This is a genomic window from Pseudomonas sp. FW306-02-D09B (assembly GCF_058782685.1).
In genome coordinates this window covers 93,252-108,271 of sequence record NZ_JBYSXY010000015.1, presented here as the reverse complement: position 1 = coordinate 108,271, position 15,020 = coordinate 93,252, and the positions used below count along the sequence as shown (strand labels likewise).

Genomic DNA, 15,020 nt, shown 5'->3' with positions numbered 1-15,020 from the left:
AGGATGACGTGATGGCCTATGCGGAGCAAGCCGAAACAGAAGCACTGCACGAGCCCAAGAGTTTCCTGACCAAATATATCTGGAGTCAGGACCACAAGGTCATCGCCATTCAGTATTCCTTGACGGCTATATTCGTGGGCATCATCGCCGTGGTGTTGTCCGACTTGATGCGCTTGCAGATAGGCTTCCCTGGTAGTTTGGGGTTCATGGACGCCAGTACTTACTATCAAGCGATGACCATGCACGGCATGATCATGGTCATTTATTTGCTGACGGCCTTGTTTCTCGGCGGCTTCGGCAACTATCTGATCCCGCTGATGGTGGGGGCCCGTGACATGGTCTTCCCCTACGTCAACATGCTGAGTTACTGGACCTACCTGCTCGCGGTACTGGTGTTGCTCGCCAGTTTCTTTGTTTCTGGCGGACCCACCGGTGCGGGCTGGACGCTCTATCCGCCACAGTCCATTACCAAGGGGACACCGGGGACCGAGTGGGGCATCGTACTGATGCTCGTCTCACTGGCGATTTTTATCGTCGCAACCACCATGGGCGGGTTGAACTACGTCACCACGGTGTTGCAGGCGCGCACGCACGGCATGACATTGTTTCGCATGCCGCTCTCCGTATGGGGAATCTTCATGGCCTCGATTATGGCCTTGCTGGCGTTCCCGGCGTTGTTTGTCAGTGCGATCATGACGCTGTTCGACAAGCTGTTGGGCACCAGTTTCTTTATGCCGGCGATCATCTCGCTGGGGCAGCAGCTCGATCACCAGGGTGGCAGCCCAATATTATTCCAGCACCTGTTCTGGTTCTTCGGCCACCCGGAAGTCTATATCGTTGCTCTCCCGGCGTTTGGTCTGGTCTCCGACTTGATCAGCACGCATGCGCGTAAAGGTATCTTCGGTTACCGAATGATGGTGTGGGCCATTATTGCGATTGGCGTACTCAGCTTTGTGGTCTGGGCACACCATATGTATGTCAGCGGAATGAACCCCTACTTTGGCTTTTTCTTCGCCACCACCACCTTGATCATCGCGGTGCCGACCGCACTGAAAGTCTACAACTGGATTCTGACCCTGTGGCGGGGCGACATTCATTTGACCGTACCGATGCTGTTTGCCCTGGCCTTTATCGTCACCTTTCTGGTCGGCGGTCTGACCGGGTTGTTTCTCGGTAATGTGATCGTGGACATTCCGCTCTCGGACACCTATTTCGTCGTGGCCCATTTTCATATGGTCATGGGGGTCGCACCGGTACTGGTGGTGTTCGGCGGCATTTATCATTGGTTCCCGAAAGTCACCGGGCGCATGACGAACGACACCCTCGGCAAGCTGCATTTCTGGATTACCTTTCTCGGCACCTACGCGATTTTCTTTCCCATGCACTACCTGGGGTTCCAGGGTATGCCACGCCGCTACTACGCCTATGACAACTACGCGTTCATTCCGCAGTCGGCGCAAGAACTGAATTCTTTCATTACGGTGGTCGCATTGATCGTCGGCGTTTCCCAACTGCTGTTCCTGTTCAACCTGGCCTGGAGCACTTTCAAAGGCAAGCCCGCAGGCAGTAACCCCTGGGGCGCAGCCAGTCTGGAATGGCAAACGCCGGACACCCCGCCGGTACACGGTAACTGGGGCGCGAAGCTGCCGGTCGTGTATCGCTGGGCCTACGACTACAGCATGCCGGGAATAGACCAGGATTTCGTTCCGCAAACGGTCTCCGACGAGGAGCTGGAGCAGATGCGGCAACTCAGTGCCGGAGCCAGGATTGCGGACGTTAAGACATGAACAGGCTGCTATTGAGAAACGCCGACGGTGCTGACCCCGGCGGTAGTTGGAGTGGTGGTCCTGAGGATATTCAGGCCGCCGAGGCTGCCAATAGAATCCAAAACGCAAGAGTCGGCCTGCGCTTGTTTCTGGCCGTGGTGAGCTCGTTATTCTTTCTCTTTCTGGTCGCCTTTATCGAGCGCTCGCAAATGGCCGACTGGCAACCCCTGACGGAGCCCTTGGCGCCCTTGGCCAACCTTTGGCAGCTATGGCTGAATACGGCTTTTCTGGTATTCAGCTGCATCGCCCTGCAGTGGTCGCGTATGGCCGCCCGACAGGGGCGGCTGGACGCAACGGTCATTGGCTTTGCAGTGGGGGGCGTATTTGCAGTTGCCTTTTTGACAGGACAACTCTGGGTCTGGCAGCAGTTTGTCGCCTGGGGCTATTTTGTCGCCAGTAATCCGGCCAACAGTTTCTTCTACCTGTTGACCGGCCTGCACGGGTTCCACCTGCTGGGCGGGCTGATCGCCTGGAGCAGAACCGTCGCTAAATTCCTGCATCACGTGCCGTTGCCGCAACTCAGCGCCAGCGTAGAGCTCTGTGCCATCTATTGGCATTACTTACTGGGTCTTTGGTTCGTGCTATTCGCGCTGCTGACCAGTACGCCGGCAACCTATGAAGCCATTGCCAGATTCTGCGGCCTGAGGTGAAAAGCCATGGCATCGCACCCGCTAGCCCCAGTCGAGTCCACTTCATCCAATCCACCCAGCTCGCCACCTGCAACGGGATGGCAGGGCATCGCCAACGACTGGGCCTCGGACAGAGAGGCTTTCAGGCAGGTGCCTTGGGGCAAGGCGATGATGTGGATATTCCTGCTCAGCGATACGTTCGTATTTACCTGCTTTTTGACCGGCTACATGTCGGTACGCATGACGATCACCAGCGCCTGGCCAAACCCCAGTGAAGTGTTCGCATTGACGATCGGCGGTAGAGAAATCCCGCTTATTCTGATTGCCATCATGACCTTTGTGCTGATCAGTAGCAGCGGCACCATGGCCATGGCGGTCAATTTCGCCTATCGCCATGATCGCGCGAAAACCGCTGCCCTGATGCTGGCGACCGCAGCCTTCGGGGTGACCTTCGTCAGCATGCAGGCATTTGAATGGAGCAAGCTCATCGCAGAAGGGGTGCGTCCCTGGGGGAACCCCATGGGGGCGGCGCAATTTGGTGCCAGCTTTTTCATGATTACCGGTTTCCACGGGCTGCATGTGTCAGTCGGCGTCATCTACCTCAGCATTGTGGCGATGAAAGTATTGCGCGGAGATTATGAGCGCTCCGGAAACTATCAGATCGTCGAGATAGCCGGGCTTTACTGGCACTTCGTGGACTTGGTGTGGGTGTTTATTTTTGCTTTCTTCTATTTATGGTAGGTCGTGAACAGGTTCTGAAGAGGAGCACTGATGATGGCGCATACCCAGGGTCAGCAACATCCAATCAGCTTGTACCTTAAAATCTGGGGGCTGTTATTCGTCCTCAGCACGTTGTCGTATCTCGTCGACTATTTTCACTTCCAGGGCTACCTCCGGTGGTTCCTGATCATCACGCTCATGTTGTTGAAGGCAGGTCTGATTGTCTCCGTCTTCATGCACATGGCCTGGGAACGGTTGGCCATGGTCTACGCCATATTGGTGCCACCGTTGTGTTTACTGGTGCTCGTCGGACTGATGGCCACCGAGGCTGATTATGTGTTCCTCAGCCGGGTGATTTTCTTCGGCCAATAAGCGACGTCCGGATGGCACTTCCGGACTCCCTCAAGCCTGCGGGGCTAACCCGATATCACTCGTTTGAACTGATGCCATTTGTGCTGCCAGGCGACTGTCCAGTGGGGGGCTGCCGTACCCATGCCGGCGATCTTCAGCCTTGGATGATGTTCGATTACCCGGTCCAGTACCGATTCCTGATCCGGCTCAACATCCACGAAGAAGATATGTTTACCCTCGTCGACCACCTGTTTAAAACTGCGGAAGTGAGTGTTTGGCACCTGGATACCAAAAAAACCGCCTTCCCAGATGCTGAAGCCCAATATAACAATCGCCAGGAAGATAAAAGGCATCCAGCCTGCGGCGGATTGGGTCCAGCCCAGCCAATAGGCGCCGCCAAGGACCAGCGCAGCAAGTGGCACACCGACCACTGCACCAATCTCGCCAGAGTGAACAGTATCTTGTTTCATCAGCGAGTTAACTTCGTGGAGGTGATGTTCTTCAACATCAGCCACTTCTTCACTGAGCACATGAATTTGTTCGGTATTGATGCCGTTGGCTTCCAGTTCATTTTCAACGGTTTCAAGATCGTCGAGATTGTCACTGATGTAATAGTGCCGATTCATACCACACCTCCCATCTCGTGCTTGCTGTAGACCTCCTCTGTCCTGCAGCCGTTAACTGAGATTTGCAGTCGGTATCTGTAGCCGTGGGGGACGTTGCAGACTTCATGCAATTTGAAAGAAGTATAGCATTCGCTAGCATGCGTGATTTTCGGTGTCAAGACCTGGAGGGGCGCCGAAACAGCGCCCCCTTGTGACGTCAGGACGGTTCTGCATCCATACGTCGCGCAATCACATCCAGCACATCGCAACCGTCGCGCAAAGGTATGCAGCAGAGCAATGCGAAGTCGCTGAGAATGACCGAGTCAGTGGTGATGTCACCCCGCATCGCGAGGTTTTCAAGAATCTGCGTCACGGCTCGGATTCTGTAACTGGCCGTGCTGAGCAGTGAATGCAGCGGTTGAGTGGTGTTGACGAACAGGGAGGGTAGGTCGTCGGCGTTGCTGGTTAAAGCCATATATTCATTCATGAGTAGAGTTCCATTGAGTTAAGAGGTCTACCACTCATTCGTCGCCAAACGAAAAGGGTGGCAGCTGTACGCAGGTTGGCGAACCGGACAATGGACAACCCGGCAGACCCGAAGATCTCCCGCGCACAGCTACCAAAAAGCAGGCAGCTAAGTGCTTTGAAGCGCTCCGAAAACTGATCGGAGGCTTTTGTACATTGGCATCGAGTCGCCAAACCCGAAGCGCCATTTTGGCGCCGGCTCGACTATAGGCCTCGTTGCAAATGCACAGCAATGCGCAAGTGTACGGACAATTCCCAGTGTCGTGTGGGACATTGCCTTTTCGGAAATTGGCTTCTTTGTGCCACCAGTAAATGGGTGGTCGACGCTGAATTTGGCTGACGCGCCCGCCAGCGCCGGGATCTGCGACGGCTTCCGGCCGCGCTACGCGGTCGATATCGAGGTACTGGGACCAGACGGCGAGCCCGACCCCGCGTTGCCACTGCCCACCGGTGGCGAGGAAATGGGTATGTATGCCTTTCCGGAGGAGGGCACTCAGGTCGTGGTGTGCTTTGCCTATGGTCTGCCGAACAAGCCCTGCATCCAGACGATCCTGCCTCACGGCTTGAGCATGCCCAAGGTGCCGAAAGGCGATCAGGTCTGGCAACACAGCGAGGCCGCCCAGCAACGTGTCGACGCCGATGGCAACTGGCTGCGCCAGACCGACGGCAAGATCACAGGCAAGGCGATTGAGCGCGAGGTTGAAGCGCTGGAGAACCGCGAGCCGTTCCAGAACCACACCCAGACAATTGACGATCACTCAACCGAGTCAGTGGGCGGGATCAAGAAAATCAAAGCCCTGGGTGCGCTCAAGCTGTTGTCGGGCGGATCGGCGAGCCTGGCGGCCGTGGATGATCTGTACCAGGCCACCGGCCGCGATTTGAACCTGGTGGTGGGACAGAAGCACAACGCCACGGTGGGTGGTGACATGCAGGAACGGATTCAGGGGCTGCGTAAGAGCGTGGCCAAAGTCAGTCAGCGGCTGGAGGCGCCGAAGACCTGGATCGAATCGAGCGGGGTAAACGTGTTGCAGGTGCTATGTGATTTGCTCGATCTGGTGGAGCAGATGAACAATCAGTTGGCTGGGCATACACACGGGCCAACGCCGCCGCCCGACAATGCTGGCGCGTTCACGGCTGCGGCAGGGTCAGCCAAACAGCTGGCCGGGAAGATGAAAACCATCACTGGATAGCAAACGCCCGCCTATTGGCGGGCATTGAGCTCAAGCAGTTGAGCCAAGTTCTGAGTGTTTTTTACTGGCGTACTGGGCAGCTTGTTGATGCATCCTGAAGTGCCCGGTTGTAGTCAACATAGGTAGCGGGATCATACGGCAGCGGCGTCACGGTGAAGACGGATTTCCCATCGTATCCAATCCACTGCTCAACCCTCAGCGCCCAAGACCGATTGGCATATCTAGCAACCAAATCGAACGTGTGCGAGCGCACATTGCTTTCGTCATCCAAGCCCGAATAAAGATAACGAAGGCCACGATACCAGTCACGAACGCCTGTAATCGCACGCAGAGCCTCCCGCGTTTGACGCTCCTCAAACGTGCCCCAGGTATTTTTGTAATCAGATCGACGAACAAAGGCACCGACCTTAATCCCCAGGTGATTAGCCAACAGCTGAGCCAGACTTTCATTGGTCTGTGGAAAAAACTGAATCACTTCCTCAATCCGGTAATCCGGCTTATTACCCATACCCGTTCGGCAGGCGTAACTGTCGATCCGCGCGGAGCTTGAGAAAGCCAAAGGCGAAATCCGCTCGTAATTCAACACATCGAGAGCCATCGAATCCCCCTCCGAAAGTTGATACCCGAAGGCCACACTTTGCGGTACGCCATGGCTGAAGACGGCCAGATGCTCGATAGGTGACTGGCTCCGATCTTTCCCGGTGTTGAGGTAATTAATCAGTCCCCCGGCATCCGTCACGGTAACTAAACCACTGCTGTATTCCTGCGCAGACTTTCGTGCTGCACTGAGCATGCTCTCGGTATAAAACGGTGTGAAGATCACCAGTGTCCGTTTCATATTCGGTTTGTCTCGTTTGAACTCAGCCAACTGGCGCACGGCTTGGGCAATGAACATCATCTTATTGGCAGGAGATTCGTCATGCTAACTACCGGCAACGGCGATCAATTCGGGTGTCTTCGGTTCAGAAGGTTCCGGCGGGTAATCGGTGTAGTGCCGTGTCCAGGCAATGGGCAAACGTGTGTGTCGCCCAAGCGAGCAGAGGGAATCATTCATCGTCCTTGGTGAAATAAAAAAACTTCAGCAATCCTTTACTTAGAACGAAGAAGAATAGCCATTTCGGGAGCATGGGCAAAGGCCGGCTTTGAGCCATGTCTTTGCTTAGTGGGCAGCGATGGTTAAGCTTGGCCTGGTGTAGCATTCTCGCGCAACGAATCAGCATCCGCCGTGTGGGCCAAGCACCAATTCAACTGACTACGGAAACCCGCTGTCGATGAGCGGGGCGGGCACGGGAGCATGGGCCGGCGAAGTCCGTGTTTGCATCGTCTCAAGAGTAATGCTGTGATTGCGCCCGCGACACCCCGAGCTGCTTGTCACACTGGGCAAACAAGGCCGGCGAGCAACTTTGCCTTTTTCAGAGAAGCATTGAAATGGATAGTGAAGAAACGACAACCAGGATGTCTGTGCTGCCTCCCAACGACGACATGCTCAAGCGCTTGGACGGTATAGTCGCCAATACGGCGCTGGTGTTGGAGACTAACAATCTGCGCGGTGGCAAGGATGCTGTGGAGGCCCTGAGCAGCCTCAAGCGTCTGATCACCCGGCTTGCCCGGCAAAGTGTGTCACCCCAGTCTTTTGCCCAGTGGGTCATCACCCACGATGGCCTTGATCTGCAGGCGCGCCAAGCGCTGTGTGTACTGGCCGGGCGGGCATTGGATTTCGTCGAAATCGATGCCCTCACCGGTTACTACGATGCCAAGAATGTCGGCTTCGACGGTGTCGACCAGGCGCGCTGCCAGTACGTGGTCTTTGCCGATGCCGATTGCATTCCCTGTGCCCATTGGCTGGAGCAATTGCTCGCACCCTTTGCACAGTCCGACGCGCCGCTGGCGGTCGCGGGGCGCACCAGTTATGCGCCGAGCGTCACCGGCACTGCGCTGACCGCCATCGACTTCATGTACTTCCCCAGCCCCCTGCGCCAAGGCGCCACGCGTAACTTTTATGCGAACAACGTGGCCTTTCGCTGTGACACCTTCGAGCAGTACCGCTACGAGCCGCTCGATGGCGTCTACCGCGCCCATTGCCAGGTCATGGGCCTACGCCTGCAAGCCGCGGGCGTGGCGGTTGTCTATGCGTCAGGCGCGCATACCGAGCATCGGCTGCCCGACAGCCATGGCGAAGTGGTCAAGCTGCGCTGGCTCAGGGGCGGCGACAGTGTCGACCTTACGCCGTATCTGGTACGCGCCTATATGCCGGGCTGGCTGCAATGGCTCGGGCGCAGCGGTCCTATCGGGCCTTTGTGCGTGATGGTCGGGCGATTGGGCTACAGCCTGCGCGCCCTCAACCATCAAGACCTGCCGCCTCTGCGCGGGGTACGGCGCCTTGCCGCGGCGGCAATCGTGATCGCTATATCGTTGCTCGACACCGCTGGCGCGGTGGTCCATGGCTTGGGTATCAATGCCGGTCGCGCGAGCGCCCGTCACAGTGAGGCGCTGTCTTATCACCGCAACCTGGATTGATCCGCGTAGCGCCGTATCTTCGCACGCAGGCAGCGTGCCCACAGGAAGTCCTCATGAAAACATGCTCGCTTACCTCATTCGGCTACTCCGTGGTGTGCCTGGCATTGCTGGCGCTGAGCGGTCAGGCCAATGCCGCGCTCTCCGAGTTCAGCGGTCGCGGGGTGTATCACTTTGCTTCGAACAGTGGTTGTGCTGCAGCCGCCACCAGTAGCATTGATCGCAACTGCAACCGCATCGCCCTGGATGTGGCGGACGCCCATGCCAGCGTCGACCCCCAATCCCACGCCATCGTGATTGGCGCCGCTGCCAGTCACGACAGCAAAACCGTGATTGGCGACGTCCTGCTGCACGGCAGTGGCATCGCCGCTGATGGCCAGCGTGTGCCCCTGAGCCTGCATGTGCTGCTGCGGCGCTCGGGCAAGGTGTGGAAGTCCGACACCTACGTGCACTCGCCGGTGCGCGGCAAGTTCGGTGACATCGTCCTTGACCCTTATCAGATCAGCGTCCGCGAAGGCGCCAGCGAACGTTTGCTGTTCACCGCCGAGCAGGCGCGAGATGTATTGGCGCAGCCGTCAATCGCCGCGCGGGTGGCCAGCTATTTCGTGGTGGTGCGCCCCAGCGATGCGCACAACCCGGCCGCCGACGACATCACTATCGCCCTTGGCGTCGGGCGTGTGTCGAAATCACTGATGCGCGCCAGCTTTACCTCGGAGCAACTGGGCAGTGCCGAGCTGGATCAGTTACCGGAAAAGGGGACCTGGAGCCTTAACCTGCAGGCCCTGAGCAGCCAGATCCCGGTGTGGGTGGTACAGCGCCAACTGTTTGTGTTTGGTCTTGAAGACAGCCCGCTGCTCAAGGACGTGCGCCAGCGCGGTTTGAACAAGCGCGACACCCTGGAGCTGGGCGCCGTGAACGGTAAGGGTTACCTGCGTTACAACGGTCGTGAAGAAAGCTTCCCCGCGGCCTACGCGTCTGGCTCCGCCTTTATGCGCGACAGCTTTATCGGCATGATCTTGGCCTGGCGCCACAGCCCGCAAGCGACGACGGCATCCGCGGCTACCGACACTGCCCTGCAGCCCGCGCAATGAGTGTGGGCGAACCTGCCACAACCGAGACGGGCTTCAGTTGCCTAAGCATGCCTAAGGCCCAGGGCCTGGGTGCGTTGCAAGCGCGCCTGGTGGATAGCATCAAGCGCGCCGCGCTGCTACGTCTGCACCGCAGCCCGCGTGCGGAACGGTTGTTGTTGCGCATGTACCTGGCCGGCGAAGACGCGACCGAACGCACGCTGCTGGAAGAGCTGCTACCGCAGTCGCCGCCCTGGCTCGAACGTCAGGTCGAACAGCACTTGGCCGATGAGCGTCGACACGTGACGCTGTTTGCCGAAGCCTTGCGCGTTCTTGGCGATGACGGCGCAACCCGCCTGGAGCCGGACTGGCTCAGCCGGCGCAAGATCTTGCGCTGGCAACGCCTGGCGCATCGCTACGCGGCACATTTCGAGCATGGCCTGCTGGTGCCGGCCTACGCCACCGGACTCTGTGCCGAGCAGATGGCCGAGCGAGTATTGAGTCGCCACTGCACGGTCATAGGTACCGAGCACAGGCTGTACCCGCTTTTGTCACGGGTTCTGGCCGACGAGAAAGCCCACGTACGGTTGTGCGAGAGCACGCTGCGGCGCATCGTGGCCCCCCATGAACTGGCACACCTGGCCCTGTTGCTGAAAGACATTCGCACCGTCGACTCCAGTTTTGGCGTTACCGGCGCGCTGGCGATGTACGTCGCCGGTTGGATGCTTGGCGGCGTGGGCGGCGCTACCCGATGAGCTCACGCATTCTTTATCTGGCTACCGCCGATGCCCGCGGCCACTTGATGCGCGCGCAGTTACTGGTGCATGCCCTGCGAGAGGCGGGGTCGCAGGTCGAAGTGCTGACCACTTCGGAGCAGGGGCAGCGCTTTCTGCAACACTTCGGCATCGAGGCCGAACTTCTCTCCCAGCACTATGCGGTGCAGTTTGACAGCGAGCAGAACATGCTGCGTCAGGCCACCAATCGCAATGTCGCGCATTACCTGTTTCGCCCTGGCCGGATGCTGCGGGATATCATCCGCCTGGGGCGCAGACTGCGCAGCGCGGATTTGGTGATCAACGACTCCTTCCACCCGGCGTTGCTGTACATGGGCATGCTGCCGGGATGGCGGCGCAAGATCGTGCACGTGTACGGGGCGAGCCTCAAGGTGGCACTGCTCAACAATTTCGAAGGCATGTGGCCACGCTGGTTCGGACGGCTGTTCGGCTGGATTGTCGGCCGCCAGATAGACGCGGCGCGGGCCCGCATCGAGCATGATTTTGCCTATGAAGTCGACGACGCCAAGGCGCCGATGCTGTATCGCTTGCCGACCCCGGTGGCATTGGCCGCCGAGTTGCCAGGACAGGCCGCCGCTGGCGCTGCGGTGTACCTCAATCCACACTTCAGCGAGCCCAGCCTGGCCGATGCCTTGAGTGCGGGCCTGGGCGATGCTGGCCTGGGTGCGCACCTGGTGGGTGAGGGCTACGGGGGGGGCAGTGACTGGCTCGGGGTCGACCCGCTCTGGGCCAGTCGCGCGGCGCAGGCGCAACTGATAGTGTCTGCACCGGGCATGGCCGCATTGTCCATCGCCCGGGTCTATCAGCGACCGATTATCCTGGTCCTCAGCGACCAGCCCGAACAGGCCACCAATGCTGCGCGCGCCGCTCAGTTGCAGTTGCTGCACCGTGTGGTGACCTGGCGCGGCGACGCCGGTGACTTTCAGCGACAGGTGGCCCAGGCGGCGGTGCAACTGACCGCAGCTGCCGCGCCTGAGCCTACAGGTGCGCCAGGCAGGGAGCGCGCCCAGGCGCGGATCGACGCCTGGGTCAGCTGCTTGCTCAACCTGTGAATGTGCCGCTGTGGGCCGTCATACACTCATGCATCCCGTAAGCGAGCAGCCATGGGCAACCCCTTGCAGAGCCTGACCCCGAGTCCCAATTATCGACAGGCGCTAGTTGCGCTCCTTGGGCTGCTGCTGGGCCTGAGCATTTTCTGTGGTCTGCAGCGGGTGATTACGCCGCGTTACAGTTGGGTCACGCCGCTGGATGAAGTGATCCCGTTCATTGCGCAATCGTGGTGGGCGTATGTGCTGTTCTTTCCCTTTGTGCTGCTGGCGGCGGCCTACGTCAGCGCCAACGCTTTCAGGGCCTTCAAGAACGCCACCGGGATTGCCTTTGGTGTCGCCATCCTGTGCTTCTGGCTGTTCCCCGAATACGTGCCCAGGCCCGATATCGGCTCGATCGACAACGCCTTTTTGCACCAGCGACTGAGCCGGCTGTGGCAGCTGGACCTGGCGTCCAATGGCTGCCCCAGCCTGCATGTGGCGGTGACCTGCCTAGCCTGCCGTGCGCTCTGGTCTCGTCACTATAAATGGCTGACCGGGATCACGGGCCTGCTTATCTGCCTGTCGACCTTGACCCTCAAACAGCACACGCTGATCGATGTCGCAGGCGGTGTGCTGCTGGCCCTGGCATGCGCCCTGGCCACCCAACGACAAGGAAGCAATGCCCGTGTCCCAGCCTAAATCCCATGCCGGAGACAATCGGGCGCTGAATGCCTTTGTCCCCGCCGCTAAGCTGTTCGTACTCAAACCCTGGATCAGCTTGCTGGCGCTGCTGGCCGACTGGGGCTTGATCGCCGCGTCGTTTGCCTTTGTCGCGCTCTGGCCGCACCCCGTCACCTACCTGCTGGCGGCGCTGATCATTGCCCGCAGCCAGTTGGCGCTGGCGGTGATCATGCATGAGAGCGCCCATGGCGTGCTGCTGCGCCGGCAGAAACTGAACGACTTGATCGGGCAATTGTTTGCCGCGGGCCCGTTGTTTCTTTCCCTGCAAACCTACCGTGCCGGTCACCTGAAGCATCATCGACAACCGATGCAGCATGACGACCCGGTGGTCGCGGTCTTTGGCTTGGGGGATTACCCGCTGCCTCGGGGCAGGCTGGCCACGCGGCTACTGGCTGATTTGTCTGGGGTGGGCTACGTCATCAGTGCCTTCAAGTTTGCCCGGGGCGACTACCGCGCGATCATGCCCAAGGTCGATAAATCCACTGGGCATGCGCTTTGGGAAGTATTTTCAATGCTGACCAGCAACGGCTTACTGTTCGCCCTGCTGAGCGGGTGCGGCCACCCCTGGCTCTACCCCGGCTTGTGGTTGCTGCCGGCCATTACCTTGCTGCCCTTGATGGGGCGCGTCCGAGCGATAATGGAGCACGCCGGCCTACCGGCCAACGATGACCAGAGCCAGAACGCCCGCAGCATCGTGCGCCCGAACTGGCAGACCTTTGTGTTCGGTCCCCATTCCATCCACTACCACATCGAGCATCACCTCTATGTGCGCATGCCTTTCTACCATTTGCGCAGCGCTCATCAGCAACTGGCGGCGCGGCAGCTGCTGACTGTCGAGAATCTCTATCAAAGCTACATCGAGGTGCTGCGGGATGTCAGCTATCCAACACTGAAATCGCCAGCACGCTGACTCTTCCTGGTCGTATCAAGACGCCGAGCGACCGAGACGGTGGATCATGAGATTGGGACAGCAAATGAGCTTAAGTGCTTTTTTCGTTGACTTGGGACGTATGGGATCAATTGGTAACCGAAAACGGGGAATTGCACGGGGGAGGGGGAGGGTGTCAGGCTGGCGCATCCACACAAATGGGGTAACTGTCACCGAAACTGTGACCAGTCCCGCTTGACGCTACCTCGATACCGCTGGAGGCCTTGAAAATAGTGGAGCGGGTGAAGGGAATCGAACTCTTATTGGGCATTTCCGGGCTAAAGCGTGTATTCGTGTAGTGATCTCCCTCCCTAACGACCCGGTTCTACAGGCGAATAGCTCCCTTTTCGATTGTGCACCATGGTGCACCTTGATATCCAATGCCCCCACAGACCGATAAACAACGCACCTGTCGTTCAATCCTGAGGCTTTCAAAGCAGCGCATGGCAAGGTAGCCCGGTTGCGAGTCCAGCGGAGTTCGGAGAGTACGATGCGATTATCTTCGGCACCCCGACCGGCTTCGGCAACATGCGTGGCCAGATTCGCAGTTTCCTGGATCAGTCTGGCGGACTTTGGGCGAAAGGTGCATTAGTCGGCAAGGTGGCCAGCGTGTTCACTTCCACCGATACCGGTGTTGGCAAGGAGGTGACAGTCGCTTCGACTTCGATGACCTTCACATCACACCATGATCAATGTGCCGATCGGCTACAGCAATAGCGGGCTGTTGGACATCCTGAAAGTGGATTGTGGAACTCCTTACGGAGGCAGTATACAAATGGCCAGCAGCGTTGAGTCATCGTTCCCTCATTGAATGAGCGGATCCCTGTACGGCGGGCACATTCTTCCAGCAAAAGCATGCTTTACCCCCATTAGCATTTACTTTGGCGTCATGCATAGACTGGTCAAGGGCCAGCGGGTGCGGCCCCCCGGCGCATCTCTTACTAAGCTAAGCAGAGTATCCATAGTTTGAGGAAATGGTGCATTCTGGGTGGCAATCTCGATGTATAGGGTTTGTGACCTGAATGTGATTAGCTGCCGTTGAAGTGATACTGCTAATCGCTAAAATACTAGCCTAAATCTTGCCAAAAGGATGAGCCATGGAAGATGAGAAGAGCACTGTGTTCAAGGTGAACGTTGGTGTCGGGCTTATGGGTATGACCTCTGTCAGCACATCGGTAGGTGAAAACTCCCAGAAAACATTGATAGAGCGTCATGGCTCTATGGTTAGCAATCTGATCCCGTCCGTGATCGTTATTTGTGAAGATGATTTGGCCAAGACTATTCTCGGGATGGCGGCCCGGGAGGCAAAGGGGTCGTACAAAATCATCACAGCCGGTGCATGGGATAATATGCCAACGCTCATGTATGGGATTTATGTCTATCGCGAGCAGCTAAAGGCGTCTGGGGATAATAGGTTCCTTGAGGTTGTGTGCGTGACTGATGGCGATATTCATAACGACAAGCTTAACAAAGTGCTCGGAAAGGTACATAGCGGCATAAATGTCCCCGAAGATATGGAAAAAGCATTGGCTTTGGCTAAGGGCAGTCTACATGGTTTTCACTTACAGGATTTGAAGCCTATTGGCGGTCTTCCTGAATATCATCATCAGTTGTGGTTTAATGAAATCTCTGAAGAATTTATTAACAACTACCACCGAGAGAAAGTTCAAATGCTTGAGTCTGCTCTGGAACGGGCAGAAGAGAGGCACAGACCTAGCGTTGAGATAGAATTGATTTGCCTTAAGAATGACATGGCCGAGGTTAATCGGATAGCAAATGCCTCAAGGTCAATACCCTTTTATACTATGAAAGATGACGAAGGTAGAGTTGATTGTCACGCGTTCTATAATGTGCTGAGGAAAAATCTATCTGATGGGGATACCTTGATGAAGTACTCTTTGCATCACTTGGAATTTTCAGTCTTGTCCATCATCAGGCAATACAACCCTAAACGTTGGCAGGCCTATATTGCCCCTGTCAAAGATGCGATGGAGAAGGCGTTCGCCCATAACGTTAAGATGTTCACCCCTGATCGATTCAATCTCACTGAAATCGGCGGAGGAGAGTAAATACTCTTCTATTCGATCTGGCTATTAGCATTG

General features: G+C 57.5%; 15 protein-coding genes. 12 read left to right on the top strand and 3 right to left on the bottom strand.

Annotation, left to right across the window (positions count from 1 at the left end):
* Positions 1-11 precede the first annotated feature (11 nt).
* Genes ctaD through AC3WK5_RS22830 form a run of 4 tightly spaced genes read left to right on the top strand, consistent with a single transcriptional unit; the run spans position 12 to position 3,547 of the window.
* Entirely contained in the window at positions 12-1,787 is a 1,776-nt protein-coding gene (gene ctaD, locus AC3WK5_RS22845) for a cytochrome c oxidase subunit I (RefSeq protein WP_103318832.1), read from the top strand.
* A complete protein-coding gene (locus AC3WK5_RS22840) occupies positions 1,784-2,476 on the top strand; it encodes a cytochrome c oxidase subunit 3 (protein ID WP_103318834.1) in 693 nt (230 codons plus the stop codon). Before ctaD ends, AC3WK5_RS22840 begins: the two co-directional genes overlap by 4 nt.
* A 6-nt stretch (positions 2,477-2,482) precedes the next feature.
* Entirely contained in the window at positions 2,483-3,196 is a 714-nt protein-coding gene (locus tag AC3WK5_RS22835; protein ID WP_103318836.1) for a heme-copper oxidase subunit III family protein, read from the top strand.
* Positions 3,197-3,229: 33 nt separating this feature from the next.
* The gene (locus AC3WK5_RS22830; protein WP_054598259.1) at positions 3,230-3,547 is read left to right on the top strand and encodes a cytochrome C oxidase subunit IV family protein; all 318 of its coding nucleotides are present in this window, start codon (positions 3,230-3,232) and stop codon (positions 3,545-3,547) included.
* Positions 3,548-3,591: 44 nt separating this feature from the next.
* Here the strand turns inward: AC3WK5_RS22830 and AC3WK5_RS22825 are convergent, their stop codons facing one another.
* Positions 3,592-4,152, bottom strand: coding sequence for a hypothetical protein (locus AC3WK5_RS22825; protein WP_103318838.1), 561 nt, complete (start codon positions 4,150-4,152; stop codon positions 3,592-3,594).
* A 196-nt stretch (positions 4,153-4,348) separates the two neighbouring features.
* The gene (locus AC3WK5_RS22820) at positions 4,349-4,618 is read right to left on the bottom strand and encodes a hypothetical protein (protein ID WP_054596089.1); all 270 of its coding nucleotides are present in this window, start codon (positions 4,616-4,618) and stop codon (positions 4,349-4,351) included.
* 370 nt (positions 4,619-4,988) lie between these two features.
* Between AC3WK5_RS22820 and AC3WK5_RS22815 the strand changes: the two genes are divergently transcribed.
* Entirely contained in the window at positions 4,989-5,846 is an 858-nt protein-coding gene (locus tag AC3WK5_RS22815) for a hypothetical protein (protein WP_371919153.1), read from the top strand.
* A gap of 61 nt (positions 5,847-5,907) precedes the next feature.
* Here the strand turns inward: AC3WK5_RS22815 and AC3WK5_RS22810 are convergent, their stop codons facing one another.
* Positions 5,908-6,744, bottom strand: a complete 837-nt coding sequence (locus AC3WK5_RS22810; protein ID WP_177474931.1) for a hypothetical protein — start codon at positions 6,742-6,744, stop codon at positions 5,908-5,910.
* 557 nt (positions 6,745-7,301) lie between these two features.
* Between AC3WK5_RS22810 and AC3WK5_RS22805 the strand changes: the two genes are divergently transcribed.
* The 7 genes from AC3WK5_RS22805 to AC3WK5_RS22775 all read left to right on the top strand — a co-directional run bounded on the left by AC3WK5_RS22805 (position 7,302) and on the right by AC3WK5_RS22775 (position 14,987).
* Positions 7,302-8,363: a glycosyltransferase family 2 protein gene (locus tag AC3WK5_RS22805; RefSeq protein WP_103318841.1), complete on the top strand. Its 1,062-nt coding sequence runs from the start codon at positions 7,302-7,304 to the stop codon at positions 8,361-8,363.
* 53 nt (positions 8,364-8,416) lie between these two features.
* Positions 8,417-9,451, top strand: coding sequence for a hypothetical protein (locus AC3WK5_RS22800; RefSeq protein ID WP_103318843.1), 1,035 nt, complete (start codon positions 8,417-8,419; stop codon positions 9,449-9,451).
* Positions 9,448-10,182, top strand: a complete 735-nt coding sequence (locus AC3WK5_RS22795; protein ID WP_103318845.1) for a diiron oxygenase — start codon at positions 9,448-9,450, stop codon at positions 10,180-10,182. The genes AC3WK5_RS22800 and AC3WK5_RS22795 overlap by 4 nt, the downstream gene beginning before the upstream one ends.
* The gene (locus AC3WK5_RS22790; RefSeq protein ID WP_103318848.1) at positions 10,179-11,273 is read left to right on the top strand and encodes a glycosyltransferase family protein; all 1,095 of its coding nucleotides are present in this window, start codon (positions 10,179-10,181) and stop codon (positions 11,271-11,273) included. The genes AC3WK5_RS22795 and AC3WK5_RS22790 overlap by 4 nt, the downstream gene beginning before the upstream one ends.
* Before the next feature lie 51 nt (positions 11,274-11,324).
* A complete protein-coding gene (locus tag AC3WK5_RS22785) occupies positions 11,325-11,948 on the top strand; it encodes a phosphatase PAP2 family protein (protein WP_103318850.1) in 624 nt (207 codons plus the stop codon).
* The gene (locus AC3WK5_RS22780) at positions 11,935-12,900 is read left to right on the top strand and encodes a fatty acid desaturase family protein (RefSeq protein WP_103318865.1); all 966 of its coding nucleotides are present in this window, start codon (positions 11,935-11,937) and stop codon (positions 12,898-12,900) included. Before AC3WK5_RS22785 ends, AC3WK5_RS22780 begins: the two co-directional genes overlap by 14 nt.
* 1,115 nt (positions 12,901-14,015) lie before the next feature.
* Entirely contained in the window at positions 14,016-14,987 is a 972-nt protein-coding gene (locus AC3WK5_RS22775) for a hypothetical protein (protein WP_103318852.1), read from the top strand.
* Positions 14,988-15,020: the final 33 nt, after the last annotated feature.

Excerpts from the sequence above, each read along its gene's own strand:
- AC3WK5_RS22775 (WP_103318852.1), top strand. The coding sequence starts at position 14,016 with ATGGAAGATGAGAAGAGCACTGTGTTCAAGGTGAACGTTGGTGTCGGG.
- AC3WK5_RS22825 (WP_103318838.1), bottom strand. The coding sequence starts at position 4,152 with ATGAATCGGCACTATTACATCAGTGACAATCTCGACGATCTTGAAACC.
- AC3WK5_RS22835 (WP_103318836.1), top strand. The coding sequence starts at position 2,483 with ATGGCATCGCACCCGCTAGCCCCAGTCGAGTCCACTTCATCCAATCCA.
- ctaD (WP_103318832.1), top strand. The coding sequence starts at position 12 with ATGGCCTATGCGGAGCAAGCCGAAACAGAAGCACTGCACGAGCCCAAG.
- AC3WK5_RS22820 (WP_054596089.1), bottom strand. The coding sequence starts at position 4,618 with ATGAATGAATATATGGCTTTAACCAGCAACGCCGACGACCTACCCTCC.
- AC3WK5_RS22800 (WP_103318843.1), top strand. The coding sequence starts at position 8,417 with ATGAAAACATGCTCGCTTACCTCATTCGGCTACTCCGTGGTGTGCCTG.
- AC3WK5_RS22840 (WP_103318834.1), top strand. The coding sequence starts at position 1,784 with ATGAACAGGCTGCTATTGAGAAACGCCGACGGTGCTGACCCCGGCGGT.
- AC3WK5_RS22810 (WP_177474931.1), bottom strand. The coding sequence starts at position 6,744 with ATGATGTTCATTGCCCAAGCCGTGCGCCAGTTGGCTGAGTTCAAACGA.
- AC3WK5_RS22805 (WP_103318841.1), top strand. The coding sequence starts at position 7,302 with ATGTCTGTGCTGCCTCCCAACGACGACATGCTCAAGCGCTTGGACGGT.
- AC3WK5_RS22790 (WP_103318848.1), top strand. The coding sequence starts at position 10,179 with ATGAGCTCACGCATTCTTTATCTGGCTACCGCCGATGCCCGCGGCCAC.
- AC3WK5_RS22785 (WP_103318850.1), top strand. The coding sequence starts at position 11,325 with ATGGGCAACCCCTTGCAGAGCCTGACCCCGAGTCCCAATTATCGACAG.
- AC3WK5_RS22795 (WP_103318845.1), top strand. The coding sequence starts at position 9,448 with ATGAGTGTGGGCGAACCTGCCACAACCGAGACGGGCTTCAGTTGCCTA.
- AC3WK5_RS22830 (WP_054598259.1), top strand. The coding sequence starts at position 3,230 with ATGGCGCATACCCAGGGTCAGCAACATCCAATCAGCTTGTACCTTAAA.